Source organism: Candidatus Amarolinea aalborgensis (assembly GCF_900491745.1).
Classification (GTDB): domain Bacteria; phylum Chloroflexota; class Anaerolineae; order SSC4; family Amarolineaceae; genus Amarolinea; species Amarolinea aalborgensis.
In genome coordinates this window covers 33,822-60,146 of record NZ_UETR01000007.1, presented here as the reverse complement: position 1 = coordinate 60,146, position 26,325 = coordinate 33,822, and the positions used below count along the sequence as shown (strand labels likewise).

At 62.1% G+C, this 26,325-nt stretch carries 22 protein-coding genes; 16 read left to right on the top strand and 6 right to left on the bottom strand.

The annotated features are described in order from the left end of the window. Window positions 1-112 precede the first annotated feature (112 nt). From ACPQ6D_RS11340 to ACPQ6D_RS11315, 6 genes are all read left to right on the top strand, one after another. Entirely contained in the window at window positions 113-625 is a 513-nt protein-coding gene (locus ACPQ6D_RS11340; protein WP_423224440.1) for a hypothetical protein, read from the top strand. A 407-nt stretch (window positions 626-1,032) separates the two neighbouring features. After that, entirely contained in the window at window positions 1,033-1,422 is a 390-nt protein-coding gene (locus ACPQ6D_RS11335; protein WP_423224439.1) for a hypothetical protein, read from the top strand. 2,094 nt (window positions 1,423-3,516) lie between these two features. Next, on the top strand, window positions 3,517-3,654 hold the full coding sequence (locus ACPQ6D_RS11330) for a hypothetical protein (RefSeq protein WP_423224438.1): 138 nt from the start codon (window positions 3,517-3,519) through the stop codon (window positions 3,652-3,654). A 1,836-nt stretch (window positions 3,655-5,490) separates the two neighbouring features. Further along, the gene (locus ACPQ6D_RS11325; protein ID WP_423224437.1) at window positions 5,491-9,078 is read left to right on the top strand and encodes an nSTAND1 domain-containing NTPase; all 3,588 of its coding nucleotides are present in this window, start codon (window positions 5,491-5,493) and stop codon (window positions 9,076-9,078) included. 10 nt (window positions 9,079-9,088) lie between these two features. Continuing rightward, on the top strand, window positions 9,089-9,892 hold the full coding sequence (locus tag ACPQ6D_RS11320; protein WP_423224436.1) for a hypothetical protein: 804 nt from the start codon (window positions 9,089-9,091) through the stop codon (window positions 9,890-9,892). Window positions 9,893-10,198: 306 nt separating this feature from the next. Next, window positions 10,199-10,609: a nucleotidyltransferase domain-containing protein gene (locus ACPQ6D_RS11315; RefSeq protein ID WP_423224435.1), complete on the top strand. Its 411-nt coding sequence runs from the start codon at window positions 10,199-10,201 to the stop codon at window positions 10,607-10,609. A 192-nt stretch (window positions 10,610-10,801) separates the two neighbouring features. Here the strand turns inward: ACPQ6D_RS11315 and ACPQ6D_RS11310 are convergent, their stop codons facing one another. The 3 genes from ACPQ6D_RS11310 to ACPQ6D_RS11300 form a co-directional block, all read right to left on the bottom strand. Continuing rightward, a complete protein-coding gene (locus tag ACPQ6D_RS11310; RefSeq protein WP_423224434.1) occupies window positions 10,802-11,050 on the bottom strand; it encodes a toxin-antitoxin system HicB family antitoxin in 249 nt (82 codons plus the stop codon). Continuing rightward, on the bottom strand, window positions 11,047-11,475 hold the full coding sequence (locus tag ACPQ6D_RS11305) for a putative toxin-antitoxin system toxin component, PIN family (protein ID WP_423224433.1): 429 nt from the start codon (window positions 11,473-11,475) through the stop codon (window positions 11,047-11,049). Before ACPQ6D_RS11305 ends, ACPQ6D_RS11310 begins: the two co-directional genes overlap by 4 nt. A gap of 128 nt (window positions 11,476-11,603) precedes the next feature. Further along, entirely contained in the window at window positions 11,604-12,002 is a 399-nt protein-coding gene (locus ACPQ6D_RS11300) for a DUF2442 domain-containing protein (RefSeq protein ID WP_423224432.1), read from the bottom strand. A 157-nt stretch (window positions 12,003-12,159) separates the two neighbouring features. Here ACPQ6D_RS11300 and ACPQ6D_RS11295 point away from each other — a divergent pair, with 157 nt between their 5' ends. From ACPQ6D_RS11295 to argH, 10 genes are all read left to right on the top strand, one after another. Next, window positions 12,160-12,291 carry a hypothetical protein gene (locus ACPQ6D_RS11295; RefSeq protein ID WP_423224431.1) on the top strand — a complete coding sequence of 44 codons (132 nt, stop codon included), beginning with the start codon at window positions 12,160-12,162 and terminating at the stop codon, window positions 12,289-12,291. Beyond that, window positions 12,288-12,419 carry a hypothetical protein gene (locus tag ACPQ6D_RS11290; protein ID WP_423224430.1) on the top strand — a complete coding sequence of 44 codons (132 nt, stop codon included), beginning with the start codon at window positions 12,288-12,290 and terminating at the stop codon, window positions 12,417-12,419. Before ACPQ6D_RS11295 ends, ACPQ6D_RS11290 begins: the two co-directional genes overlap by 4 nt. Then, window positions 12,416-15,283: an SUMF1/EgtB/PvdO family nonheme iron enzyme gene (locus tag ACPQ6D_RS11285; protein WP_423224429.1), complete on the top strand. Its 2,868-nt coding sequence runs from the start codon at window positions 12,416-12,418 to the stop codon at window positions 15,281-15,283. The genes ACPQ6D_RS11290 and ACPQ6D_RS11285 overlap by 4 nt, the downstream gene beginning before the upstream one ends. Beyond that, the gene (locus ACPQ6D_RS11280) at window positions 15,273-16,235 is read left to right on the top strand and encodes a hypothetical protein (RefSeq protein ID WP_423224428.1); all 963 of its coding nucleotides are present in this window, start codon (window positions 15,273-15,275) and stop codon (window positions 16,233-16,235) included. The genes ACPQ6D_RS11285 and ACPQ6D_RS11280 overlap by 11 nt, the downstream gene beginning before the upstream one ends. Before the next feature lie 405 nt (window positions 16,236-16,640). Continuing rightward, the gene (locus ACPQ6D_RS11275; protein WP_423224427.1) at window positions 16,641-16,838 is read left to right on the top strand and encodes a hypothetical protein; all 198 of its coding nucleotides are present in this window, start codon (window positions 16,641-16,643) and stop codon (window positions 16,836-16,838) included. Window positions 16,839-16,988: 150 nt separating this feature from the next. Further along, the gene (locus ACPQ6D_RS11270; RefSeq protein WP_423224426.1) at window positions 16,989-17,537 is read left to right on the top strand and encodes a hypothetical protein; all 549 of its coding nucleotides are present in this window, start codon (window positions 16,989-16,991) and stop codon (window positions 17,535-17,537) included. A gap of 364 nt (window positions 17,538-17,901) precedes the next feature. Then, complete coding sequence (locus ACPQ6D_RS11265; protein ID WP_423224425.1) at window positions 17,902-19,167, top strand: argininosuccinate synthase; 1,266 nt, start codon at window positions 17,902-17,904, stop codon at window positions 19,165-19,167. A 22-nt stretch (window positions 19,168-19,189) separates the two neighbouring features. Then, window positions 19,190-20,407, top strand: a complete 1,218-nt coding sequence (gene argJ, locus ACPQ6D_RS11260) for a bifunctional glutamate N-acetyltransferase/amino-acid acetyltransferase ArgJ (protein WP_423224424.1) — start codon at window positions 19,190-19,192, stop codon at window positions 20,405-20,407. 37 nt (window positions 20,408-20,444) lie between these two features. Next, window positions 20,445-21,407 (top strand): aldo/keto reductase, encoded by a 963-nt coding sequence (locus tag ACPQ6D_RS11255; RefSeq protein ID WP_423224423.1) that lies wholly within the window; start codon window positions 20,445-20,447, stop codon window positions 21,405-21,407. Between the two features lie 40 nt (window positions 21,408-21,447). After that, window positions 21,448-22,827: an argininosuccinate lyase gene (gene argH / locus ACPQ6D_RS11250; protein ID WP_423224581.1), complete on the top strand. Its 1,380-nt coding sequence runs from the start codon at window positions 21,448-21,450 to the stop codon at window positions 22,825-22,827. Window positions 22,828-23,378: 551 nt separating this feature from the next. On the opposite strand, the gene ACPQ6D_RS11245 is transcribed toward argH, so the two are convergent. The 3 genes from ACPQ6D_RS11245 to ACPQ6D_RS11235 form a co-directional block, all read right to left on the bottom strand. Beyond that, on the bottom strand, window positions 23,379-24,128 hold the full coding sequence (locus tag ACPQ6D_RS11245) for an SDR family NAD(P)-dependent oxidoreductase (protein ID WP_423224422.1): 750 nt from the start codon (window positions 24,126-24,128) through the stop codon (window positions 23,379-23,381). Window positions 24,129-24,264: 136 nt separating this feature from the next. Continuing rightward, the gene (gene mdh / locus ACPQ6D_RS11240) at window positions 24,265-25,200 is read right to left on the bottom strand and encodes a malate dehydrogenase (protein WP_423224421.1); all 936 of its coding nucleotides are present in this window, start codon (window positions 25,198-25,200) and stop codon (window positions 24,265-24,267) included. Between the two features lie 83 nt (window positions 25,201-25,283). After that, entirely contained in the window at window positions 25,284-26,216 is a 933-nt protein-coding gene (locus ACPQ6D_RS11235) for a DUF1385 domain-containing protein (protein WP_423224420.1), read from the bottom strand. Window positions 26,217-26,325: the final 109 nt, after the last annotated feature.

The following is a 26,325-nucleotide window of genomic DNA, read 5'->3' as shown; positions in this document are numbered from 1 at the left end:
CGGACCGCGCGGCGTGCGCCCGCCGTACTCTGGGACAGATTGCTGAGCGGCTTGCGGGCGACTTGCGGCGCTGCTGGCGGTTGCACGTCCAGGGCAAGGTGGTTGGCGTGAAGTGGGAGCAATTCCAGGCCGGATGGCGGCGCATATCCCGGCCTGGCCGGCGCGGCCAGCCCTCTCCTGGCTGCAAACCTCGTCCTGCCGCTGTGCCGGCCAGGGAATACCTCCGGTGGCGTACAGCGCGGTGGACGGTCGCTACGTTCGACGACCTGGCGCCTGGCGCCCTGGATCGAGATTTCGGCCTGGTTACCAGCGAACCGTGCAAACCATCGTGCTGGATGGCGATACGTCGCTGGTCTTCATCCTGGAGCCGGTCAGCATCGAGAGAACGCGGCGACCCTTTGTGCGTCGTTGGGCGGCACTTTGCCGTGGGCGGCCGCAGGTTCCGCTTCGTCAGCGTCCCAGCCTGCTTGGGTTGGCCCATTACGGCCTGTCCGATCCGGTGCGTGGGGCCAAGCAGCCGATCGGCTACCAGGCAACCAGGAGATGGCGCGCGTGGTGCGCATCTTCCGCCGCGCAGGTTTCGGTCGAAGAGACGCGACGCCTGATCGTCCGCTGCTCGATCTGATGGAGAAACGCTTCAGCGACATGTCCTGATCGTCGCCCCTACAATCTGTACGACGATCTTGAATTTGCGCGTGCGGGCGACAAGCGGGATCCGGACGGCGGGTTCCACATCAACCGATCGGCAGAGGCCGGAAGCTCCTCAGCGTGGATTGGTTCCACGAGGGGCTACAAGGTCAACTACCGGCCCTTCGTGCAGGCCAACGCAGGACCGACCATCCGCAACAGCCGCGCATCCTGACACAACATCGGCAACGAGCGGAAAGCCGAATCGCGCGGCAGAAGGATACAACATCGGCCGTCAGGAAACGCTGGTGGACTTCATGCAGCATGAAAGCGGCAAGATGCGCCAGTGGGACGGCGGCAACACTTCGATCACCACCGGTATGATCAGCCGCACGTCACGCGCACATGGCGACAACGGCCTTGCAGGGAGCGGCTGCGATACGCCGGAATGTGGACTTCATCACCAATCACGCCTATCATGGCGACGACAACCCGGCGACAGATCTGACCAGGAGAACGCGGCTGCCAATAGAGATGGCAACGACCATGCGGGCGGCTGGGCAAACCGCTTTGCTCATCGAGGAGGTCGGCATCAAGCCAGCCCCAACCAGCAAGACCGCAGCAGTTGCAGATGCGCAAGGAAGCTACCAAAGGCTGCTGGACGAGAAGCAGGCAGTTGGGTATATGCCCTGGGGCTTCATGCAGGGGCCCGACAACGGCGACGGCGACGAAGAACTAGGCCTGGACCACCGCTGGCACGAGCCAGACTGGCAAGCTCAGGCGCATGCTGAATGAGCGGTCGGCGGCGCTGGCGCAGGACGCCGCGGAGATCGTCGAACCGCCAGCCTGTTTACCGCAGGTCAAACGTGATCTTCACCCAGACCACGGTCTATCTGCGGGATGCGGCGGGCCGGCAGGCGGCTCTGTGGACCGAGTGCCAGCCGCACCTGTGTCACCATCGCCAGCGCCACTGACACGAGACAGCATGATCTGGTAGCCGGTCAGCGTGGCGAGAGCCGACGGCGCTCTCTTCGGCTGGATCGCGCAGCAGGACGCCTCCAGCGGCCAAACGCCCTGGAGTCAGCATCTGAGGAGACCGTCATGACCCGCACCATTTTACGCTCTTTGCCGGCATTGACGCTTACCCGGCGCTAGTCAACCCGCTCAACGGCTGCGTCAACGATGTCAGCCAGCATCACGCTGCTGGCCGCGCGTGTGACCGGCGCCGGCGACCGTTTACGCGCCTGCTGGTCAGCAGGCAGGTCACGCCAGAGTTTAGTTGGCCTGGCGGGCCATCTGGGGCAGCCAGGCGGAGGACGTGGCGCTGTTCTACTACAGCGGCCACGGCTCCGCAGGAGAACGCGCCGCCGGGTTCTGGGATTTCGAGTCCGGACCGTCTGAACGAGACGCTCGTCTGCTACGATAGCCGGCTGCCGGGGGCTGGGATTGCAGCCGACAAGGGCTGGCGCGAAACCATCGCTGAGTGGCGGCCAATGGCCCGCACTTCGCCGTGATCCTCGACTGCTGCTCCGGCTCTGGCGCGCCGCAGCGCAGAGATCACCATACGCCGGAGAAGGCCCACCCGGCGTGCGGCCATCAGCAGTTACATCGTGACGCCGGAGCAGGCGGCCGGCAGGCAGGGCAAACAGCCGGGCGCAGCCTCTGGACATCCATCGCCTCGAGCCACATTCTGCTGTGCGGTGCCGGGAGCAAACGGCAAGGAGACCCATTTCCCTGGCCGGTGGTCGTGAAAGCGGCGCGTTTCTCCCCACCTGCAAGACCCACCGCAGCAGAACGGGCGTGGGCTGAGCTATCACGCCGTTCGCTGGGTCCAGCGCGCTGGTGCAGCAGCGGTGTCCATCAAGCGCCGGCTGGAGGCGACGAACCGGCAGACCTGGGGCAGCCCTTCCTGGCGGCGCCGTTGCGCCGACGCCAGCCATTTCACGCTGGGCGTCAACAAGGATAGGTGGGTGCTGGGCGCGGGCGCAGTGCGGCATCCCGCCGCCCACGGAGCAGCGAGAGACGACGCTGCTGGTCCTGTTCCCCTTCGGCGCGGACCTCGCTCGTCTGCGCAGTCTGGAGCACGCCATTGGGCGAGGCCAGTGGGTGCAAGTGTTTCCCGGGCGAGTCTGGTCGCGCCGACCTCCTTCGACCACGCGCCGCTGGCAGCCAGCCACCCACAAAGCCCTGAGACCAGCACCCCATTGCCGCGGCTGGCCGTGGCTTTCGAGGGAACAGCGCGGCGCTGAATCTGGTGCAGCAGGCGCTGGCAACGATCAACGGGAGGGCGCGCCTCGCTGTTGGTGCGCGAGGGCGATGGCCGGCGCCAGTATCGGCTTCGCTGGCTGACGCCGGCGCAGGCGCTATCGCATCCGTCGGGCGACGGAGGTCTGCGCTTCGCCGTGAGACACCCGGCCTGAATGTCAGCAACGCCCAGGTGGCGGCGCAGCGCCTGGAACACATCGCCCGCTGGGTCAGCACGGCGGCTGATAGCGGCCACGAGCCTGGCGCGACGCCGTGCGGCTGGAGATTCACCGCGTAGGGGAGATGGTGAACGGGAGCGGCGCCGCTGACGCCTCGTCGGGGCTGCAACTGGCGTACGGATGGTGGATGGTCGCTGGCTTGCGCCGCGACCAGATCGACTATTCAACGCGACGCCCGACCAGCGGCTTTTATTGTATGCTGTTAGACCTGACCGAGGCCACAGCATCTACACCGGCCTCTTGCCCGCGGCGGCGTTTGGCTGGAACCGCACGGGCAACCAGGTTATGAGGCGTGGGCCAGCGTGCTGGTGCGCAACCGACAGCGCCAAACCGTGGGGTTACATCCCGATGCGCCGTTCAAGCAATACGTGGAGGCCGTGGCCGCGAAACCAACCGCCCGCCGCCGATGCAGGTGCGCGACATCCTCAAGCTAATCGTCAGCACGGACGAGGCCGACGCCTCGCTGCTGCAGCAGAGCGATCTGCCGGTGACGTTTGCGCCGACCTTTCGCACAGCCCCAGCGCATCGGCATCTAAACCGTTGATGGCCCGTGTCCACACCCGTGATTTCCGGCGCCCAGCAGACGGCGATAAAGGAGCGTTCAGCGACTGGACGGACGGTGGAGTGGCGAGCACGGTCGTGCGGCCGGTAGAACCGTGGTGGTCGTAGGCCGCCGACCGTGAACGGATCGGCTACGAGGTGGAAGGCCCTGTGGCCTGGGATGGCAGAACATGTGCGCACGATGGCAGCGCCCGACCGTGAACGGATCAGGTTACGAAAGATTAGCCCTGGCGAGGATGCGAATGGCATCTGCGCTCGACTAACCCCGCCCGACCGTGAACGGATCGGGCTGGCAAATGAGCCCTGGCGGGCCTGGAATGCGAATGGCATCTGCGCTCGATCAACCGCCGACCGTGAACGGATCGGGCTGCAAAATGAAAGGCCTGGCGGGCCTGGAGGTGGCAACCTTCAGCCCCATCGGGGCTTATCTCGTAGCCGGATGGCCTCTGGCTCCGGCGGTGTAAGTCAGCGGACGCCCTGTCGGATCCAAGCGATGTTCGTCGGCGCGCACGGCGGGGCTTGCATTCGTAGCCGGGATGGCCTCTGGCCTCCGCGGTATTGGAGAGCGGAGGCCACCGATCCCCCCGGCGCTGTTCGTCAGCGCACGCGCACCCTTGCGGGGCTTGCATCTGTAGCCAGATGGCCTCTGGCCTCCGGCGTTGTTGGCAGACCAAACGGAGAACATCCCTACCCATGACCGACTTCACGCACTCCCTCGCCGTCGTCATGGCATCAACGCCTACGGGGACGGCATCCCGCGGCTGACCACCGCCGTCAATGATGCCGCACGACTGGCAGGAGTGCTGCGTTAACAGCTATGGGACCATCCTGCTCACCGGGCCGAAACCAATCAGCCAGTCGCAGGCGCCTGGCCGCTCTTCACCAGGAGCTGCCGGCCCGCCTGGGCGATGATGACCAGCTGCTGGTCACTTCCGCCGGCCACGCCGGCAGCCCCTGATGACAGCGATGACGGCCCGCGCATTACCTGCCGCAGACGCCCGGCCCTGCTAACTCAGCCACCATGCTCTCCATGACCGACCTGCAAGTGGCTGACCGATCTGCCCGTGCCGCCACATGCTGGCGATCCTGGATTGCTGCTTGCCGGCCTTCCGCTGGGCCAGCCCTGCCTCCTGGGCGCACTGCCCGACGTGATCCACAAGGGAGCGCTACGACCGCTACCTGCGCTCCCCGCCTGGCAGGTGCTCACCTCAGCCGCCACGACCAGACGGCGCTGGACGTGCTCAATAGCAAGCCATCGGCGTGCGCGAGCGATGGCAGGCGTATTCCCCTTCGCTGAGGCCTGATCGCCGCCCTGGAAGGGCAGGGCCGACCTGGCGCCTAGGGCGGGGGGGCGACAGCGTGATCACCGCCACCGAACTTTACCTCTACCTGCGCGAACAGGTGGAGTGCAGGCCGAAGTCCAGGCCAGCCACGAGCAGACCTTGGCCTGTGGCCGTTGGAACAAGCATCTGGGGGAGTTCATCTTCCTGGCCTGGCCATCCGCTCAGCCGCTGCCGGCTCCGATCTGACTGACGAACGAACCCGTACCGCGGCCTGAAAGTCCTACCGACCAGCAGCTATGCCCCGCTCTTCTTCGGCCGCAGGATGAGATCGTGGAACTAACAGCGCTGGTGGATGGACAGCCCTTCGTGTGCGTGCTGGACGCGTCGGGCACGGGCAAAGTCGTCGCTGGTGAAGGCGGGGTGCTGTGCGGCTTCAGAAATTGGAGACTAGAGATCAGAGATCGGAGATCGGAAGCCCGCTGGAGGCCGAGGCCATCCGGTTACCAGATCTGCGCCCTCGGGGCTGATGAAAACCGTTGGCACCCAGGCTCGGCAGGCCTTGCACCTTTGTAGCCGGGTCCGTTCCACAGCCCGGCGGACCTCTCTACCGCATTTTGCCGCCCATGCGCCCCACCGACCAGCCGGTGCGGGTGTTGGATGCGTTGCTGCGCGCGGAGTTGGCGGCAGACTTCCGAAGTCTTGAAGACTTCGGAAGTCTTGCCGGCGGCGATGACGCCCTGGCGCAGATCATCGCCCGCTGGGCTGCGGCGCATACCGGCCAACGGCTGGTGCTCACCATTGACCAGTTCGAGGAGTTGGCGACCCTCTGCCGCGACGACGTTGAGCGGGAGCGCTTCCTGGTGCTCCTGGCCGAAGCCGTGCGCCAACAGCCCGCCGCGTTCCGCCTGATCATCACCCTGCGTACCGATTTCGAGCCGCAGTTCACCACCCTTGATGCGACCTCAACCTCAGCCTTAGCCTCAGCCTGGCAATCTGCCCGCTACGTCGTGCCGCCGATGGACATCGAGGATCTGCGCCAGGTGATCGAAGGGCCGGCCTCGGTGCGCGTGCTCTACTTCGATCCGCCGGAGTTGGTGGATGACCTGATCAAGGAGGTGATCCAGACTCCCGGCGCGCTGCCGCTGCTCTCCTTCACCCTGAGCGAACTGTACGTCAAATACGTGCAGAGCGGCCGCGACGACCGGGCGCTGGCGGGTGCGGACTACCAGTCCCTGGGCGGCGTGGTCGGCTCGCTGCGCAACCGGGCGACCGAGGAGTACGATCACTTGCCCGACGACGCGCACAAGGCCACGATGCAGCGGGTGATGCTGCGCATGGTGGCGACGGAAGGCGGCGAGCTGGCCCGACGGCGGGTGGCGTTGAGCGAACTGGCATACCCGACGGAAGCAGAGAACACACGGGTCAAGGCGGTGCTCGACCGGCTGGTGGACGCCCGCCTGCTGGTGCGCGGCACTTCGGATAATCCCGACGGTACAAAAGGCGAAGCCTACGTCGAGCCAGCGCATGATGCGTTGGTGCTGGCCTGGGACAAGCTGTTACGTTGGAAGAAGGAGGCGGAGGAGTACCTGCCGTTGCAGCGCCGGCTGGCGCAGGCGGCCACGGAGTGGGACAAAGCGACGCCGGAGGCCAGGGCCGGCCTGCTGTGGGACGATGATCCCCGCCTGCCGCAAGTGGAGGAGACGCTGTGGTCCACCGGCGGCAAGCAGAAGGGGCTGGCCGGGCGCTTCCGCTGGGCGCGGCAGGTGATGGCGCCCAAGACGAACGAGCCAGCGGATACCAAATGGCTTAATGGGACAGAGCTTGCATTCACGCAAGCCAGCGTCGGCCGCCGCGCCAGCACGCTGCGGCGGATCATCGGCATTACAGCGACCGTCATGGTCGTTCTGGCCAGCCTGGCACTATTTGCCAATACGCAGCGCCTCACGGCCGTCAACCAAGCGCGCCGCGCCAAGGTCGGTGAATTGACAGCGCGTTCCAAATCAAGTCTAACAACTGACCCAGAGCTTGGTGTACTGCTGGCCCGAAGCGCCCTCGCAACAGCAGAACCCCAAACAGGATACGCATTTGAAGCCGCAGACGCCCTGAGAGTAGCCTTGCTGGCATCCAGAATCGAAACCCGCATCAACCATGGGGTCAAGGCACTGCGGGCGGGAGCATTTAGCGCAGATCGAATGCAGTTCGCTGTGGCAGGGCTAGATGGAAAAGTTCTGGTATACGACACGGTTAGCGGAGCTTTGATCACCAGATTCAACACCGGTGACAAAACCTGGATCACCGACCTAGCCTTTAGCCCCAGGTCTCCTCATCTTCTCGGCGTCACGGGCTATCGTTATGACAAAAGTTACCTGGATGGAGCATTGGGTGGCTTCGTTCGGATTTGGGATATGTCTCGCGACAAAGAAGTCTTTACCACTGAGCTAAGTGAATCGGCATTTGACCTGGATTTCGGCCCAACTTCGTCTCTGGTCGTGGTTCAGACAGGCGACTCCGGAGTGCATTTGTGGGATATTGAAGCCAAGATGGAAATCGCTTCTCAGCAGATCCAGAAATGGGTCAACAGGCCGACCCTAAACGCTGATGGCGATAAACTGGGCATGTTAGTATCCGATCACACGAATGCCGAGAACAAGATTGTCTTTGACAAAATTGCGGTGTGGGATAGCAAACTCGAGCATGAACTGGTTACGTGGCACGCAGCACAAGGTGACGAGAGTATCTGGGGGCTGGCTTTTGGCCCCAAAGGTGACATCGCCGTGACGGACGACCAGGGGAATGTCAGTGTCTGGGACATGACCGACATTCATTCGCCCCGTTTGTCAAATCGCCAAAGCGTTCATAGCGGAGTTGTGTTCGATGCAGTGTTTAGTTCAAACGGCGCCTGTGTGGCCACGGCTGGACGCAGCGATCATACGGCTACTGTGCTGATTGGTGCAGGCGCAAAGCCGATGGCTCTACTCGGTCATAAAGATGCTATTCTCGCTCTCGCATTCTTGAATGCCAATTCTGTGCTGACTGATCCGCTTGCACCCTGTGGCACTGACTCGCTGGCAACGATCAGTTCTGACGGGATGCTGTTGACCTGGAATATCGGCCCTTCTCGCGAGTACGAAGCGTTGCGTGCCCATCCGCAGCCGATAGAAGAAATCGAATTCAGTCCGGACGGAAAATACCTGGCCACAGCAAGCGATGATGGCACCGCGCAATTGTGGAATGTAAAGCCTTTTCACCGTCTGGGCGTGCTTAATCACGGCCAAAAGATCTGGGACGTGGACTTTAGCCCGGATGGTCAGACGATCGCGACGGCGAGTGAAGATGGAACAGTGAAGGTCTGGCAAACATCCTCATTGACCACGAAACTACCGCCGATCAAAGGCCACGATGGATCGGCCAATGCGGTCTCCTTTCGTCCTCCGCAAGGGAAGCAAATCGCCACGGGAGGAAGCGACGGCAAAGTCCTCCTGTGGGATAGCCAAACAGGAAATCCGATTCTCGGCGGCGAATGGCGTCTATCCCCTTTTGCGGTTAACTCCATTGAGTTTGACAGTGACGGAACGCAAATGATCATCGGTTCCGCTGACGGCTCAAGCCGCATTATCAACCTTGCATCGGGAGATGTCACTACGTTGTCAGTGTCAGCTTCCGACCAAGTATATCACGCCATCTTTAGCCCAGACGGACACTATGCGGTCACTGCCAGCGAGGATGGCGCAATCAGAAGTTGGGAAATCACCTCCGGCAAGAGTCTCTACCAACGAGACCTCGACGATCACTTCATCGGTAGTCACGAAGGGAGCGCCTATAGACTTGACTTTGATTCTACCGGAAAACTACTAGTCAGTGCAGGAGCGGACGGGAAAATCATCATGTGGGATGTTGCGACCGGCAAACGCGTGGGCACCATCTCCGCAAGTAACGTCTCGGTCAATAGTGTCAGATTTAGCCCTATTAACGGCCGGTTGCTCGCCGCCGGGGACGACGATGGGATCATCCGTATCTACCTCGTCAACAGCAATGAGCTTGTCAACTTTGCCACTTTGCGTGCGACGCGAAGCTTCACCGACGACGAATGCCAGCAATATGACATCCAAACTGAGTGCCAATAAGGAGGCCGCCATGAGAAATCATTCAGTACACTCGTCAGTCATTCGTATTCTAGCCCTTCTCTGCCTCGTCTCTATGGCAGCGTGTGCTGCTCCAAGTCCCCCTAACCCATCTGTTTCTCCAATGCGTATCGCAACTAACGTTGCGAAGACCGAAACGCCAGTCCCAGGCCTTGCGGGACAGATCATTGAGCCGCTCATCGAAGTCGGCCAAGATGGTTCGTTGCAACCGGGACTGGCCGAGAGTTGGAAGACAACCATTACAATCGATCGTAAATACTTACAGGTAGATTTCTTGTTGCCGTCGAATTGGGCATTGGACAACAACAGCTCAATTCCCTTCGAGTACATCCCACAGGTATTACAGCAGATGGCCAGCCAGTGGTGGGATGACCCAGGCCTCGTTGGTGAAGTGGCTCCTGCGGGAAATCCTGGTGGTAATCCTTGCATTATTCCGACTCCCACCCCGACGCCCGAAAACACCCAGGATTTTAGGCCTTTTTCGGTTCTCCCCGTAACCGATGACCGTACAATCAGCATTATTATTCCATTGACCGCGGATTGTCGAACACAAAGCGCTACCTGCGAGGCGCCGAGCATGAATTTTGTGGCAAGCACTCCGATCTTCAATCCCAACACTCTTGCCTTCAAATGGCGTACGAGCACTGGCGTCTACGTTTTTGAAGATTCATCCGGAATGGTGACCTATGATCCACAGACGCGTGCCGTAGGGCGATGCACTGGGCCTGAATGCCAACGTCGTGAGCCAGGATCTGCAAAGGTGCTGTGCACACCAACACCGACCAGTACACCATAATCCGCAAATAGACAGCGTGCGCCCTACAACCGACTGTGTCATCTCCCTGAACGGTCAAATGAATTGACCATCGGACAAGCATTCTTGCACTAAGTCAGCTGTCGGACCGCGGGTGTATCAGCAACTTGGTCTGTACCTGTAATAGAGATTGGCGAGCGCTACCGGCGCCTTCGTGGTGGACGCGCCCGCGGGCGGGGTTAGCTTCGTCTTCGACGAACGCTTTTCGTTTGACGCAGAACCGGGTATAATTCAGATCATTGGCAGATTGTGCGACAGGCTATCTTCTTCTGATTGACAGGCTGAAAAATGAGCAATTCCAACCAGGCGATGATCCGGCTCTATATGGACGCGGCCCGTGAGGCGTTGACGGGCGCTCGGTACCACGATCGTGAGGCTGTCGAGACCCTCGTGCAACGCCTGTGGAGTGAGCCGTCTCTGCAGGTCCAGCGTGTGATCCTGTTTGGCTCAAAGGCGCGCCATGACGACACGCCAGAGTCGGACATTGATCTCCTGGTGATCGTGGCAGACGAGCGTTGGCCTGTGAAAGATCAGATTCTCACCATTGGCTCGCGTTTGTCCTTGGAGCACGACGTACTCTTCAACTTGGTAGTGGTAAGTTGGACCCGCTGGGCGCGGATGGAACAGATTCGTCACCCCCTTTGCCGAGCGATTGTCGCCGAAGGGATTGATGTCACGCCAGAACTGGCGCCAGCGTAAACCAATGGCCCTTGGGCTGAGCCGCACAACAGCCCAATCATCAACATAGCCGATACACGCCTGCCACTGACAAGAGCAATTCGTGAGGCGCATCCATGACCATCACCGCCTACCGCCACTTTGATCTCCTCATCGCCCGCGCGGGCGCGCGATCGCGCCTTCGAGGTGGAGGCGCCTGCCGGCCAGGACAGCTCATTCGGGCAAGCGATCGGCCTCGTAAGGCTCCATGTCCGCCTCGGCGACCTTCTGCAGCACGCGGTCGAACCGCTCGCGGCTACCGCGCTCGCCGCGCTGCTTGATGTAGTCTAGCGTGCGCAGCGCCGCAATTTTCTCGGCCACCGCCAGGGTGACGAATTGATTGATCGAAACCTTATCGCGCTCCGCCAGCTCGCGCACCTGCGCGTGGAGCGACTCGGGCAAACGTAAACTCAATGCGCTCATTTCGACACTCCGATCTCTTGCAGGAGCTCGGCGGGCGTAAGCAGCCGCACGCCAAAGCGTTCACAACCGCGAAAGTCACGCTTGTTGAAGGTGACAATGGCATCGCTGCCGCTGGCAGCAGCCACTTCCAAGACCATGTCGTCATCCGGGTCATTCAGGAAAGGACGCCAGGCGTAGTAAATCTCGTGGGCGACACCCACGCGGCAGAGGTAATCAAGAAAGTCTTCTACATTGCTGCGGCTGATCGACAGGTCATCAAGGTGTCGCAGGGCGACGCTCTCGTATTCCAGGACCAACGGCACCGAAATGTGAACGTCAAAATGACCTTTGTCGAGCAGTTCCAACACACGGTAGGATGCGCCGCGGGGCGAACGCAGCGCGGCAATAAGAACGTTGGTATCAAGCACGATTTGAAGCCCTGGCACGGGCGCCTCCGATGGTGTGCTAGACAGTGGTATTATATTCGGTGCTGTATACGATGTCAAACAAACCGGATCGGGTTCTCAACGACGCCTCAAGGATCATTGGCAGCAGAAGGTCAAGGCAAGCAGGCTCACTCGGTCTCGTGATCGGTTTCTTCCGGCGGCCGATCGGCCTCGTAAGGCTCCGGGTTGGCCTCGGCGACCTTTTGCAGGACGCCGTCGAACCGCTCGCGGCTGCCCTGCTCGCTGTAGTCCACGGCCCAGCGCTGCCGGCGCCGTTGGACGATGGCGTCAACCTGCCGGGGCCAGTCATATAAGACGCTCGGGTCAATGTCCGCCCCCGTCGGCCAGACCAGCGTACCCAAGTTTGGGTCTATCCTGACCTGGCGAAACAACCTGGGATCGCGCAGCGGGCCAAAGAGAGGGCCAATCAAGATCGGCTCGAAGTCAATCGCGCGTTCGACGCCGTCATCGAAGCGCACGTTCAAGACGTAGTCCTTGACAAATGCGAAACCTAATATCTCTGGCATCTTCAGGCAACTCCTGGCAAAAGCCCGCAAACCAGACGATCCATCACTCAAGCGAGTGACGTACACGATCCTGGGGAGATTATACCGCAGGGGCATAATGAGAACAAGACAGCCCTGCTATACTCGTCCCTGCCGATGAAGATGAGGCGTAACAACTATGACCGATCTCACCCACTCCCTCAACGGCGTCATCGGCATTGACGCCTACGGCCCTGGCATCCTACGGTTGACCACGGCGGTCAACGACGCGGCGCGGCTGGCGCACACACGAGACGAGGTCCATCCATGACCATCACCGCCTACCGTAACTTCGACCTGCTCATCACCCGCGCCGGCGAGCGTTATCGGGCCTTCGTGGTCGAAGCGCCCGCGGGCGGGGTTAGCGTCGTCTTTCCTCTGCTGAGGGTGAACCCATGACTGTCATTGCCAAACCCATCCTCTTCCTCGCCTTCGCCAACGACCGCGACGACCGGGCGCGCTATCTGCGCAACCTGGCGGAGGAGGCGCGGCAGGTGCAGCGGGCGCTCGGCGCGGCCGAGCAGCGCGGCCTCTGCGAGCTGGTGGTGCGACAGAACGCGACGGCCAGCGATATCCTCGACGTGTTTCAGGACGCCCGCTACCGGAATCGCATCGCCATCTTCCACTTCGGCGGCCATGCGGACGGCTACCGGCTGCTGCTGGAGACGGTCGCGGGCCAGCCTGCCGCAGCCGACGCCGGCGGCCTGGCCCGCTTCCTGGCGCAGCAGCGCGGGCTGGCGCTGGTCTTCCTCAACGGCTGCTCCACCCAGGGCCAGGTGAGCGACCTGCTGGACGCGGGCGTGCATGCGGTCATCGCCACCGATCAGGCGGTGGAAGATGGCATGGCCGCCGAATTCGCCGCCCGTTTCTACCAGGGCCTGGCCGGCGGCGGAGCGATTGGGGTGGCGTTCGAGCAGGCCAAGGCCGCCATGGAGATGCAGGGCGGCGCGCGCTTCCGCCACATCGGCGCGGCCGAGGAGGAAGGGGCGGGCGACCAGCGCATTCCCTGGCAGTTGTATCCGGCCGGGGCTGCGGAGCGCATGGACTGGAGCCTGGCCGAAGCTGCTAACGATCCGTTTTTCGGTCTGCCCGAGCTGCCGCCGCTGGATTTGCCTGATAAGCCGTACCGCTACCTGGATTTCTACCGTCGCGAGGATGCCGAGATCTTCTTCGGCCGGGGGCGGGAGATTCGAGAATTGTACGAACAGGTGACCGCGGCCGGCAGCCCGCCGATCATCCTCTTCTACGGCCAATCGGGCGTGGGCAAATCGTCGCTGCTGGCGGCCGGGCTACTCCCGCGGCTGGAGGACAGTCACGCGGTCCGCTACGCGCGGCGAGATCAGGCCCTGGGCCTGGCGGGCACGCTGGCCGTCGCGCTGGAGGCTGATCCCGGCGCTGACCTGGCCGCAGCCTGGCGGACGGCAGAAGCGCAGGGCGGCCGGCCGCTGCTGGTCGTGCTCGACCAGGTTGAGGAGTTGTTCACGCGGCCCCATGCCCAACAGGGGGACGAGCTGGTGGTCTTCTTGACCGCACTGACGGGCCTGTTTGCTGACATCGGCCGCCGGCCGCAGGGCCGGCTGATCCTCAGCTTCCGCAAGGAATGGTTGGCCGAAATTGACAAACGCTTGACTGAACACCGCTTGCCCAACGGCAAATCCTTCCTGGAGCGGTTGGGGCGGGTGGGCATCGCCGAGGTGGTGGCCGGCCCACAGGCCACGCCGCGGCTGCGCGCTCACTACCGGCTGATCGTTGCCGACGCGCTGCCCGGTCTGATCGCCGACGACCTCCTGGCCGACCGCGAATCGCCCGTCGCGCCCATGTTGGCGATCCTGCTGACGGACATGTGGGACGCGGCCCGGGCGCGCAGTTACGATCGTCCGACCTTCGACGAAGACCTGTATCACGAGTTTCGCTCGCGCGGCCTGTCGCTGGATGACTTTCTGAGCCGGCAGTTGCGAGCGCTGCACGAGCGGCAGCCGGAGGTCGTGGACTCCGGCCTGGCGTTGGATCTGCTGGCCTATCACACCACGCCGCTCGGCACCGCAGAGCAGCGCACCCTGGCCGACTTGGAACAGACCTACCAGCATCGCCTGGACGTGCTGTCCGCCTTGCTGCAAGAATGCCGAGACCTCTACCTGCTCGTGGACCCGTCCCGCAACCAGCCCGGCCAGTCCCCCGCCAGCCGCCTGACCCACGACACCCTGGCGCCACACGTGCGTATGCGGTTCGACAAATCGGAGGCACCGGGGCAGCGCGCACGGCGAATCTTGGAGAGCCGGGCCCGCGAGTCGAGTTTGAACACGAAAGATCCCCTTCTGCTTGGAGGAGTCGAGCTGAACCTGGTGCAACAAGGTGCTTCAGGTATGCCCGACTGGCGGCCCGACCAACGCAAATTGGTAGCGTTGAGCAGCAGGCGAGGAACCCGCATCAAGTGGTTACAACGCTTTGCCCTGGCGGGTTTGCTTGTCCTGGCTGCAATCCCGGTTTCCCAGCAAGTAAGAGATTTCCTCCTGCGTGGAGCAGCGGAACGACCACAAGTGTCGTTTCCGGCGGCATCAGTGACACTGGGTGACTCGCTTCCAGGCAACAATCGCATATATCCGCCCCAGGTGGTGTTTGTCGCCGCTTTCGCTATTGATACTTATGAGGTAAGCTACGCCCAGTATCGGCTTTGCATGAAGGCCAAGAAATGCTCACATCCACGCGAGCCTGCCATAACAGAGGGTTTCGATGATATTGAAACGGCTGATGGATCTCTTCCGGTCGTGTGGGTGGATGCCTACCAGGCGGCAGCCTTCTGTAACTGGTTGGGTCAACGGTTGCCCACGGAAGCTGAATGGGAACGAACAGCTCGCGGAACAAAGTCACGTAGTTACCCATGGGATACTGCAGAAACTCCAGAACCTGACTATGCTAACACTATGTTCCCAGACTACATTGGGCCAGGTCCAACCCATACCGTTCCCGTAGATGACCAACGGTTTTCCGCGGGAAGTACGCCCGAAGGCATCATGCATTTGCTTGGCAACGTCAGCGAATGGACTGCTTCCACTGAAGACTGCGATCGGGATCGTTATCGCTGCACCATGATTTGGAAAGGTCAAAAGGAGGTGTCAACAGTTTACAAACGAGGTGGCTCATGGGAGTCTATGCTCGTCACGCCCACCTACTATGATTCTACGGATCCGCTATTTGCAAACAATTCCACAGGCTTTCGTTGTTCCCAATCCATATTCACTAAGGAGATCCAAGATGCACCCTAACCAAGAATCAGAACCGAATGACAATCCAAGCAGCTTTAAGATGGTCAAACCCAGAATCTGGCCACCCAACGAGCAATCATATCAACCACTAGCTAAGTTCTGGAATAGGGATTTGCAGCAAGTTGATGATGGGATTTGGAAAGCAAGCGTAGTGTATCACAACCAACAGCGTGAGCAACGTTTCAGCATTGCCGTTCATGGTCGAGATCCGGAGCATGTGATGGCGTATATGAATGCGACGAAGGCTTACCTTGAGACTGCTGAACTTGATGAAGGTGAAAGCCCCATAATCATAGAAAGCACTGATGATCATTCCAATACGCAAGGCGTAGAGCCGCAGAGGCCGGCCCTGAGTAGCACCACCGGCCTGCTCATCACTATGGACTGGCTACTCCTAGTGGATTTGAGCGGCTGGAGAAGCTTCTTCAACGGCGAAATCACGATTGACGCAGAACAAGCTGCCTACGAGGAGTTGCTTTCGTTTTACGCTCAGCATTGGCAGGAGGTAGGAAGCCGACGAGCGGCTACTGGGATGTCCACGGAGTTTGTTGAATGGTTTCTGGAATGGCTACAAGATCCATCTGAGCATCATCCGATCTTCGTTCCAATTAGTAAGTACACTACGCTGCACTTTGCGTTTGACCCGCCTATCAACAATGGAGAAATCCATGAGTATCGTGAGCGATGCAATGCAAGAAATGCTCGCGCACGGATCCGAATCAAACAGAACAGCGCTTCGGTAACGTTGCAGAGGATCTTCCCGGATTCAGAAACGATTGGTTCAAGAAGCAAGGACCACCCGGGTTGGACAGAATGGATCCCAAGCACTGGAGATGAGTTTACCAAATTCAATGGCCAGCTAGGAGTATTCGATGTTACTGTGACAGGGCTTCAAGACAACAGTGAGTATGAAATTCAGGGCGGTTGGATTCTCGGATCGGGCTGCCAATGACAGCATAGGTCAGCATGTACGGCGCGAGCCAACTTTCATCTCGCCCTCCTCCTCGCCGCGCCCCACGCCGGCGAGACCGCGATGCTGCCCGACCAGGCCGCCATGACCGCCGCGCTGCTGGCGCGCGGCCTCCCGGCCGACCGCATCCTGGCCCTGCACGGCCGGCTGGACCGGCCGCTGGGGACCGCGTTCCTGCAGGCGGCCGCCGGCGAGCCGCGGGATGGAACGACGGCTCGGTCTTCATCCACGTCTTCTTCGAGGGCGACACGCCAGCGACGGTCGGTAGCCAATCAATGTCGAGGAGGCAGTCAGGAAATCAGAGTGCGTTTGACAGTTCGATCAATTGATGTATCATCATGCTAGCCATCGTACACTCACTCTGTTTCGTGATGAGCGAGGTTACCTATGCCCGTTGTCACTGCCAATGATCTCAAGACGAAGGGCATTTCCGATATCGAGCGACTTCTGCAGGATGCACAGGAGATCATGATCGGCGTCCGCGACAGACCCCGCTACCTGGTGATGGACATCGCGCACGATGACTTCTTGCGCGAGCGCGAGATCATTCTGATCAACGTGGGCGGTCACGGCGAGGTGTACTAACGCACGATGACGATCAGGGCTAGGCTAGGCTAGATGGCGAATGTCACAGCCAGCGGTTGTTGGCTGACGCGGCTTGGGATCACTCGACGCGTCGTAGGCGTTTGGCAAGCCTACGACGGCGAATTAACGAAAGGATGGTAAGACGCAAGCATGTCAATTGCAGAAGCAGCGCTTTACGGCGATTTGGTCAGGTACCTGCGCGACGTCTGCGCGCAGCAGTTGGCTCAGTTGAAAGGCATCAGCATCGAGTCTGAACGCACCGCGTTGGATGATGTGATCCGCGCCTGGTTCTTCACTCCGCAGGACGACCTCTACGGCCTGACGCCGCAACGGGTGATTCGCAACGAGGAGCTGGGTTTCGCCAATGCCATACCTGGCGACAGACTAGGCGACATGTTCGAAGACGACTGTCCAGTCTGCGCCGCCATGCGGGCTGAGGCCGAGGCGGGCATGGCGGCCGACCCCGACCACGATCACGGCTGGTCCTTCGGCCTGGCGCCTGACTCCAGCCTGTTGGACGAGTACGATCCTGAAGGCTCTGACGAGCGCTGGCGCATCGAAAACGAGCGCATGCAAGCCAACCAGGCTGCGCGCAAGGCGGAAGCGCAGACACTGCCCTTCGCCGGCGCCGATGACCCCGACCTGGCGCACGAGATCCAACAGGAGCGTGCCTGGATGGATGGCGATTTCCCGTTTTAGTGGGTTGATCGAACGCCGCGCACCGGTCACAATCTCACCCAACCAACGGCGCACCACCACCCGCAGCCGCCATCACCTGCGTGACCTCGTCCTGCGGTTCTGTTTCCGCTTCATTGAACCAAATCTAGACCTGTTTGACAAACTCCCCGTCTTCGAGTAAAGTATTTTCATGTTCATGATCAAGACTGCTCAACACGCAAGGAGGTCGAGGCGCACGGCTGCCGGTACGGTCCGGTTTGGTCGCACGCCCACGCGTCGTTGACCAAAGCGGTCGCCTTGACCTGTAGCCGTTCAAGCCACGTGGGGCCACGTCCCCTGCGTGGCTTTTTTGTGTCACGCAACCCAGAAAAGGAGTTCATTCATCATGTCTACTCGTCACCAAATCAAAAAATGCGTCTTGGCCTACAGCGGCGGCCTGGACACATCGGTCATCGTTCCCTGGCTGCGCGAAAACTATGGCTGCGAAGTGGTCTGCTTCACGGCCGACCTGGGCCAGGCCGAGGAGTTGAGCGGCCTGGAGGCCAAAGCCATCGCCTCGGGCGCCAGCAAATGCTATGTCGAGGACCTGCGCCTCGAATTCCTCAATGATTTCGCCTTTCCCACCCTGCGCGCCGGCGCGATTTACGAGCGCAAATATCTGCTGGGCACCTCCTTCGCCCGACCATTGATCGCCAAGCGCATGGTGGAGGTGGCCGAGGCCGAGGGCGCGGATGCGGTGGCGCATGGCGCGACCGGCAAGGGCAATGACCAGGTGCGCTTTGAGCTGACGGTCATGGCGCTCAACCCCCGCCTGCGCATCATCGCACCCTGGCGTGAGTGGGAGATTCGCAGCCGCAAGGATGCGCTGGAATATGCGGCCAAGCACCATGTGCCCGTCACGGCGACCGAGAAGTCCATCTACAGCCGTGACCGCAACCTCTGGCATCTCAGCCATGAGGGCGGTCTGCTGGAAAACCCCTGGCTGGAACCAGAAGAGGCCATGTACCAACTGTCGGTTGCACCAGAACAAGCGCCCGATCAGCCGGAGTATCTTGAGATTGATTTCAAGCAAGGTCTGCCGGTGCGCGTCAACGGCGTGGCGCACGGCCCGCTCGGCATCATGGAGGCGCTGAACGCGATTGGCGGTCGCCACGGCATCGGCCGCGTGGATCTGGTGGAGAATCGCCTGGTCGGGATGAAGTCCCACGGCGTGTATGAAACGCCCGGCGGCGCGCTGCTCTACCTGGCGCATCAGGCCATCGAGGAACTGGTGCTCGATCGCGAGACGCTGCACTACAAGCTGCAGGTGGCGCTCAAGTACGCCGACCTGGTCTACAACGGCCAATGGTTCACCCCGCTGCGCGAGGCGTTGGACGCATTTGTCAACGTCACCCAGCAGAATGTCACCGGCCGCGCGCGCTTCAAGCTCTACAAGGGCCAGGCCATCCTGGTCGGCCGCCAGTCGCCGCACAGCCTCTACCGCGAGGATTACGCCACGTTTGACCAGGATGATGTCTACAACCAGCAGGATGCCGAGGGCTTCATCAAGCTGTTCGGTCTGCCGCTGAAGGTGCAAGCCATGATTGATATCGAGGGCAGCGGCGTCAGCAAGTATCGCCAGCCCGATTTCTCACAGTTCAAGCGCGACTAACCGCCCGCGCGGAGGTGATAGTATGCGTAACGTGACGATGCCCGGCTTTCGAGCCAGCGGCGTGTCAGCCGGCATCAAGAAGACCGGGGCGTTGGACCTGGCGCTGATCGTGTCCGAGCTGCCGTGCGCAGTCGCGGCCGTGTTTACACAAAACAAATTCGCCGCGGCCCCCGTGGAGTATGACAGGCATGTCCTGTCCATCAGCCGCGGCGCCATCCAGGCCGTGCTCATCAACAGCGGCTGCGCCAACGCCTGCACCGGCGTCGAAGGTCTAGCCAATGCGCGGCGCATGGCCGAGATGGCGGAACAGGCCTTGGGGCTGCCGCCCACAGCCTGCCTGGTGATGTCCACGGGCGTGATCGGCCTGCAACTGCCCATGGAAAAACTCGCACGAGGCGTGCCAGACGCTGTCCACGCGCTGGCCAGCGACGGGCTTGATCACGCCGCGGCCGCGATCATGACCACTGATACGCGTGCCAAGACCGCCAGCGCCCAGATGATCCTCTCGAGCGGCGAGACCATTCATCTGTGGGGCATGGCCAAAGGCGCAGGTATGATCCATCCCAACATGGCAACCATGCTCAGCGTCGTGCTGACAGACGCCGCGATCACGCCGCCGGCGCTCGATTTGGCGCTGCGTTGGGCCGCTGACCACAGCTTCAACGCGATCACGGTGGACGGCGACACCAGCACCAACGACACGCTGGCGCTGCTGGCCAATGGCGCAGCCGGCAACACGCCGTTGACTCCAGACGCGGCCGATTTTGCGGGTTTTCAACAGGCGCTGACCACAGTCTGCATCAGCCTGGCGCAGCAAATTGTGCGTGACGGCGAAGGCGCCACCAAATTCGTCACCATCACCGTGCAGGGCGCGGCCGCGGACGCGGAGGCGCGCGTGGCGGCCAAGGCCGTCGCCCATTCGCCGTTGGTCAAGACGGCCTTCTACGGCGGCGACGCCAATTGGGGCCGTATCCTGGCGGCCGTTGGCTATTCAGGCGCGCAGGTGGATCCAGAGCGCACGGCGCTTACCATTGGCAGCGCGGCAGGCAATCTGACGCCGCTGCCGCTGGTGGCTGCCGGGCAGCCGCTGGCCTATGACGAGGCCGCCGCTGCCCTGCGTTTTGCGCAGGCAGAAATTGACGTGCTGATCGAACTAGGGCTTGGCCCGGGCCAGGCCACCGTGTGGACGTGCGACCTGAGTCACGCGTATGTGGACATTAACGGGCATTATCGGACGTAGAGTCGCAAGGCCACAGCATAAGAAAGGATGATACCTAATGGAGTATCGCAAATTAGGCCGCACCGGCCTCAAGGTCTCGGCGCTCTGTTTGGGCGCCATGCAGTTCGGCTGGACCACGGATGAAACCACGGCGAACGAGGTGATGGACGCGTTTGTGACCGCCGGCGGCAACTTCATGGACACGGCGGACATCTACTCGCGCTGGCATCCGGGCAACCCCGGCGGCGTCTCAGAGGAGATCATCGGCCGCTGGCTGCAGCAGCGCGGCGTCCGGCGCCAGGTGGTGCTGGCCACAAAAGTGCGCGGGCGCATGTGGGATGGCCCCAACGGCGAAGGCTTGAGCCGGGCGCATATCATCCAGGCCTGTGAAGACTCGCTGCGCCGCCTGCAAACCGACTGGATTGACCTCTATCAGACGCACTGGTACGACGCGGAAACGCCAATCGAAGAAACGCTGCGCGCGCTGGATGACCTGGTACGCGACGGCAAGGTGCGTTACATCGGTTGCTCCAACTATCCGGCCTGGCGCTTGACCGCAGCCCTTTGGCAAAGCGATAAGCGGGGCCTGGCGCGCTACGATGCCTTGCAGCCGCACTACAGCCTGGTGCACCGCGCCGAGTTCGAGCGCGAGCTGGCCGATCTCTGCCGCGAGCAGCAAATCGGAGTGATCCCGTACAGTCCGCTGGCTGGCGGTTTCTTGACCGGAAAATACCGGAAGGATCAGCCGCTGCCCGAGTCGGCGCGCGTCGGCGGCGTGCGGCGTTACTTCACCGAGCGCAACTGGGCCTTGCTGGACGCGCTGGAAGTCGTCGCACGAACGCACAGCAAGACGATGTCGCAGGTGGCGCTGGCGTGGCAGTTAGCGCAGCCGGTGATCACCTCGCCCATTATCGGCGCCAACAACGTAGATCAACTCAGCGCCAGCCTGGGCGCGGTTGGCCTGCGCCTGGCTGAGGATGAGATCAACCACCTCAACGACCTGTCGAGTTGGACAGACTGAGATTCACATGACACAAGACCGGACTTCACTGCCCGCGCCGATCTCCTCCAAGCTGTGGGGCGGCCGTTTTGACGCCGCGCCCGACGCGCTGATGGAGCAGTTCAACGCGTCCCTGCCATTCGATCAAGCCCTGTGGGCAGCCGACATCAGGGGCAGCCAGGCTTACGCGCGGGCGCTGGCGCGCGCCGGGCTGATCAGCCTGGCGGAGCGCGATCAACTGCTGGATGGGCTTGATGCGGTGGCGGACGAATGGGCGCGCGGCGTCTTCGCCGTGCAGGCAGGCGACGAGGATATCCACACGGCGGTGGAGCGGCGCCTCGGCGAGCTCATTGGCAGCGTGGCGGGCAAACTGCACACCGGTCGCAGCCGCAACGACCAGGTCGCGACCGATGTGCGCCTGTGGCTGCGCGATCAGATTGATCAGTTGGCCGCGGCGCTGCGCGACGTGCAACAGGCGGCCGTGGCGCTCGCCGCCGCGCACCTCGATGTGCTCATGCCGGGCGCGACGCATATGCAGCCGGCGCAGCCGATTCGCTTCAGCCATTGGGCGCTCAGCTTCTTCTGGATGTGGCAGCGCGATCACGAACGCCTGATCGAAACCCGGCGCCGGGTCAACGTCTGCCCGCTCGGCTCCGGCGCGCTGGCCGGTACACCGTTCAACCTGGATCGCGCTGCGCTGGCCGCGGAGCTGGGCTTTGCCGCCAGCAGCGCCAACTCCCTGGATGCGGTCAGCGATCGTGATTTCGTCGTTGAGTTCCTGGCCTGGGCCGCGCTGCTGGGCGTTCACCTGAGCCGCCTGGCCGAAGACCTGATTCTGTGGTCGAATCCGCAGTTCGGTTTCGTGCGCGTGGCTGACGCCTACAGCACCGGTTCTAGCCTGATGCCGCAGAAGCGCAATCCCGACGCGATGGAACTGGTGCGCGGCAAGAGCGGCCGTTTGCTAGGCAACCTGGTGCGCCTCCTGACCGCACTCAAGGGCCTGCCTTCAACCTACAACAAGGACCTACAAGAGGATAAGGAGCCGTTGTTCGATACCGTGGCCACGCTGGCGCTGGCGCTGCCGGTGACGGCCGGCGTCCTGCGCACGCTGCAAGTCAATGCCGCACGCATGACCGCCGCGCTGAGCAGCGATATGCTGGCCACAGACCTGGCCGATTACCTGGTGCGCAAAGGCGTGCCCTTCCGCCAGGCGCATCACCTGGTGGGGCAGGCCGTGCGCCAGGCCGAGGCGTTGGGTTTGACGCTCAGCACCCTGTCGCTGGCGACATTGCAGGCCATCACGCCCGACTTTGACGCGGACGTGGCCGCGCTGTGGGATTTCAACCATTCGGTGGAGCAGCGCGCAGCCCCGGGCGGCACCAGCCGCGCCGCGGTTGAGGACCAGTTGCGACTGGCGAGGCAGATCTTGGTTGGCGGCTAACCCTGCCCGCGTCCGGCCAGGAAGCCGGACGACGTGGGCGGAAGAGAGCGTGCTCTGCGGCAGAGAGCGTCGTCACGCCGGAGGCGTGACCTACGAGAAAACCATGCTACTTTCGTAGGCCCGGCCTCCTGGCCGGATGCCGTTGGCGGAAGAGAGCGTGCTCTGCGGCAGAGAGCGCCGTCACGCCGGAGGCGTGACCTACGAGAAAACCATGCTACTTTCGCAGGCCCGGCCTCCTGGCCGGACGACGTGGGCGGATGAGAGCGTGCTCTGCGGCCGAGGGCGCCGTCACGCCGGAGGCGTGACCTACGAGAAAACCTTGCTGTCCCCGTAGGTCCGGCCTCCTGGCCGGACGACGTGGGCGGAAGAGAGCGTGCTCTGCGGCCGAGGGCGTCGTCACGCCGGAGGCGTGACCTACGAGAAAACCATGCTGTCCCCGTAGGTCCGGCCTCCTGGCCGGACGAGGTGGGCGGAAGAGAGCGTGCTCTGCGGCCGAGAGCGTCGTCACGCCGGAGGCGTGACCTACGAGAAAACCTTGCTGTCTTCGAGAGCTACCCCGCTTGTTTGCGCTGTCCCCAACGTTCGCCGCCGTCCACCGTGAGCGTTTCGCCGGTGATGTAATCCGCGCGCGCCAGGAAAACCACGGCATCGGCCACGTCCTGCGCCGAACCCCAACGCTGCAGCAGCGTACGCGCAGCCACCTGGTCCAGCTTATCCGGCCCATAGTGCGGCGGGGCCAGCACCGCGCCCGGCACTACGCCGTTGACGCGAATCGTTGGCGCCAATTCCAACGCCAGCCCGCGCGTCAGTGCGAGCAGGCCGCTCTTGCCTACGCTGTGCGCGATGAAGTTGGGCCACGGCGTAAAGGCCGACAGATCGAGAATGTTGATAATGACGCCCGCGCCATGCGCCTGCATCAGAGGCGCCGCGGCCTGTGATAGGAAAAAGGGGCCATCTAGCAGGACACTGAGCACCTGTCGCCACGCCTCCACGGTCGTGGTCAGCACCGGTGTGGTCTGAAAGCGCGAGGAACTGTTGACCAGGATGTCCAGGCGACCGAACGCCGCCTGAGTCTGCGCCACCATCGCCTGCACCTGGCTCACGTCAGAGACGTCAGCCTGGATAGCCAGGCCGCGCACGCCGAGCGCGTTGACTTCAGCGATTGTGGCCTGCGCCTCGACCGCCGAGGTGTGGTAATTGATAACGACATCCGCGCCCGCCTGCGCCAGACCCAGGGCAATTGCTTTGCCCACACGGACTGCGCCGCCGGTGACCAGCGCCACTTTGCCTTGAATATCCATTGTTTTCGGTCTCCCTGGTGTATGATCCGCGCAATAGACGCAAAACGAGCCTTGCCGGTCACATCTGCGACCGCCAAGGCTCGTCCTCTGTACTTCAATCTGACCCGCCCTGCCAACGTCTAGGGCGCATGGAGTGTTACGCGGGCGGCACGACGCTCATCGTGCTGCGAATCAGATCAGCCGACTTCTGCAGCATGGTCTTCTCATCATCGGTCAAGGCCACTTCGATAATCTTCTCTACGCCGTCGCGGCCCAGAACGACCGGCACGCCGAAGTAGATGTCCTTGAGACCGTATTCACCATCCAGGTACGCGGAACAGGGGCGCACCAACTTCTTGTCCTTGAGAATAGCTTCCACCATCTCGGCTGCGGCCGCGCCTGGCGCGTAGTACGCGCTGCCGGTCTTCAGCAGGTTGACGATTTCACCGCCGCCCTTGCGCGTGCGATCCACAATCGCGGCCACGCGATCGGCGGGCATCAGCTCGCTGATCGGGATGCCAGCCACATTGCAGAAGCGCACCAGGGGCACCATCTCATCGCCGTGACCGCCCAAAACAAAGGCCTGCACATTTTCAATGCTGACCCCAAGTTCCAGGGCTACGAACGTGCGCATACGCGCGCCGTCGAGGATGCCAGCCTGGCCAATGACGCGGTTCTTGGGGAAGCCCGATGCCTTGAAGGCCACGTAAGTCATGGTATCGAGCGGATTGGTGACAAGTACGATGATGGCATTCGGCGAGGTTGCCGCAATCTGTGAGGCCACACTGCGCACCACACGCGTGTTGATGCCCACCAGGTCCTCACGCGTCATGCCAGGTTTGCGCGGCACGCCCGCGGTGACCACCACGACATCAGAATTGGCCGTATCTGCATACGAATTGGTACCGGTAATTCTGGTATCGTAACCAACCACCGGGCCGGTCTGCAGCAAATCCAAGGCTTTGCCTTTGGGCATATCCCCGGTTTCGGGAATATCCACCAGGACAATATCACCCAGTTCGCGTTCGGCCAGCCATGCCGCACACGAAGAGCCGACCATGCCGGCGCCGACAATCGTAATCTTGTTTCGCATCGTTACACTCCTTTGTTGACGATGATTCCGTGATTGGGTTGGGGCTTCAGCACGGGTCGTGCGCTGAAACGTGTATCATTTATTTACGCGGCAAGCGGCGCCTGCAGCGTTGCAGGCAGCGGCGCCATCGGCGTCTCGATCTGAATGCCATCGGCGGCCAGCACCGGCGTCAGGGCCGCGATGGCGCACTCCAGCATGGAGTCATCCGGCTCACGCGTGGTCAGCGATTGCAGCCACAGGCCGGGCTGAATGAGCGCGCGCACCAGGCGGTTGTCAAGGCGGCTGGCGCTGAAACGGATGAACTCGTAGGCGATGCCGGCCAGCACCGGAATCAGGAGCAGGCGTGAGGCCAGGCGCAGATACCATTGGTCAAAATGGAAGGGCGCAAAGAGGACGATCGAGAGCGCCACCACAATGAACAGGAAACTGGTGCCGCAGCGCGGGTGCTGCAGAGAAAAGTTGCGCACCTCAGCCGGCGCCAGGGGGACGCCCGCCTCATACGCGTTGATGGTCTTGTGCTCTGCGCCGTGATACATGAAAACGCGGCGGATGTCCGGCATGAAGCCGATAGCCCACAGGTAGGCGACGAACAGCCCCAGGCGCACCACCCCTTCGATCACCGCGCTGGCAATGCGGCTGGAGAACCAGCGTTCCAGAAAATGCGCGATGGCCGTTGGCAGGAGAAAGAAGATGCCAATGGAAACGAGCAGAGAGAAAGCCACCGTGGTCCAAGCCACCGGTCCGCTGAATTCGATCTTCTCTTCCTGGTCGCTCATGGCGACATCTGCCGACCACATGAGCGCACGCATGCCCAGGCCCAGGGTGTCCCACAGCAAGGAAAGGCCGCGCACAAAAGGCCATTGGCCCCACGAACTGGTATAGATGCGAGCCGTCAGCGGCTCTTCGTGCACGACAATGTCGCCCGCAGGGTTACGCACGGCCACAGCCATCCGTTGGCGCCCGCGCATCATCACCCCTTCCATCACCGCCTGCCCACCGTAGTAGAACTTACTCAATCTGGCACCTCATCGTTGATCATCGCATCCCGGCGCGCCTATGGGGAGCGCAACCGCGATCGAAAGAACCTTCACTTTATGCAGGGTGGATTTTACCCGATGAAGGGCA

What these genes read in the sequence shown, in the direction of transcription:
- ACPQ6D_RS11335 (WP_423224439.1), top strand. Translation starts at nt 1,033, where the DNA reads ATGGCGACAACGGCCTTGCAGGGAGCGGCTGCGATACGCCGGAATGTG.
- ACPQ6D_RS11330 (WP_423224438.1), top strand. Translation starts at nt 3,517, where the DNA reads ATGCAGGTGCGCGACATCCTCAAGCTAATCGTCAGCACGGACGAGGCC.
- ACPQ6D_RS11320 (WP_423224436.1), top strand. Translation starts at nt 9,089, where the DNA reads ATGAGAAATCATTCAGTACACTCGTCAGTCATTCGTATTCTAGCCCTT.
- ACPQ6D_RS11315 (WP_423224435.1), top strand. Translation starts at nt 10,199, where the DNA reads ATGAGCAATTCCAACCAGGCGATGATCCGGCTCTATATGGACGCGGCC.
- ACPQ6D_RS11310 (WP_423224434.1), bottom strand. Translation starts at nt 11,050, where the DNA reads ATGAGCGCATTGAGTTTACGTTTGCCCGAGTCGCTCCACGCGCAGGTG.
- ACPQ6D_RS11300 (WP_423224432.1), bottom strand. Translation starts at nt 12,002, where the DNA reads ATGCCAGAGATATTAGGTTTCGCATTTGTCAAGGACTACGTCTTGAAC.
- ACPQ6D_RS11295 (WP_423224431.1), top strand. Translation starts at nt 12,160, where the DNA reads ATGACCGATCTCACCCACTCCCTCAACGGCGTCATCGGCATTGACGCC.
- ACPQ6D_RS11290 (WP_423224430.1), top strand. Translation starts at nt 12,288, where the DNA reads ATGACCATCACCGCCTACCGTAACTTCGACCTGCTCATCACCCGCGCC.
- ACPQ6D_RS11285 (WP_423224429.1), top strand. Translation starts at nt 12,416, where the DNA reads ATGACTGTCATTGCCAAACCCATCCTCTTCCTCGCCTTCGCCAACGAC.
- ACPQ6D_RS11280 (WP_423224428.1), top strand. Translation starts at nt 15,273, where the DNA reads ATGCACCCTAACCAAGAATCAGAACCGAATGACAATCCAAGCAGCTTT.
- ACPQ6D_RS11275 (WP_423224427.1), top strand. Translation starts at nt 16,641, where the DNA reads ATGCCCGTTGTCACTGCCAATGATCTCAAGACGAAGGGCATTTCCGAT.
- ACPQ6D_RS11270 (WP_423224426.1), top strand. Translation starts at nt 16,989, where the DNA reads ATGTCAATTGCAGAAGCAGCGCTTTACGGCGATTTGGTCAGGTACCTG.
- ACPQ6D_RS11265 (WP_423224425.1), top strand. Translation starts at nt 17,902, where the DNA reads ATGTCTACTCGTCACCAAATCAAAAAATGCGTCTTGGCCTACAGCGGC.
- argJ (WP_423224424.1), top strand. Translation starts at nt 19,190, where the DNA reads ATGCGTAACGTGACGATGCCCGGCTTTCGAGCCAGCGGCGTGTCAGCC.
- ACPQ6D_RS11255 (WP_423224423.1), top strand. Translation starts at nt 20,445, where the DNA reads ATGGAGTATCGCAAATTAGGCCGCACCGGCCTCAAGGTCTCGGCGCTC.
- ACPQ6D_RS11245 (WP_423224422.1), bottom strand. Translation starts at nt 24,128, where the DNA reads ATGGATATTCAAGGCAAAGTGGCGCTGGTCACCGGCGGCGCAGTCCGT.
- mdh (WP_423224421.1), bottom strand. Translation starts at nt 25,200, where the DNA reads ATGCGAAACAAGATTACGATTGTCGGCGCCGGCATGGTCGGCTCTTCG.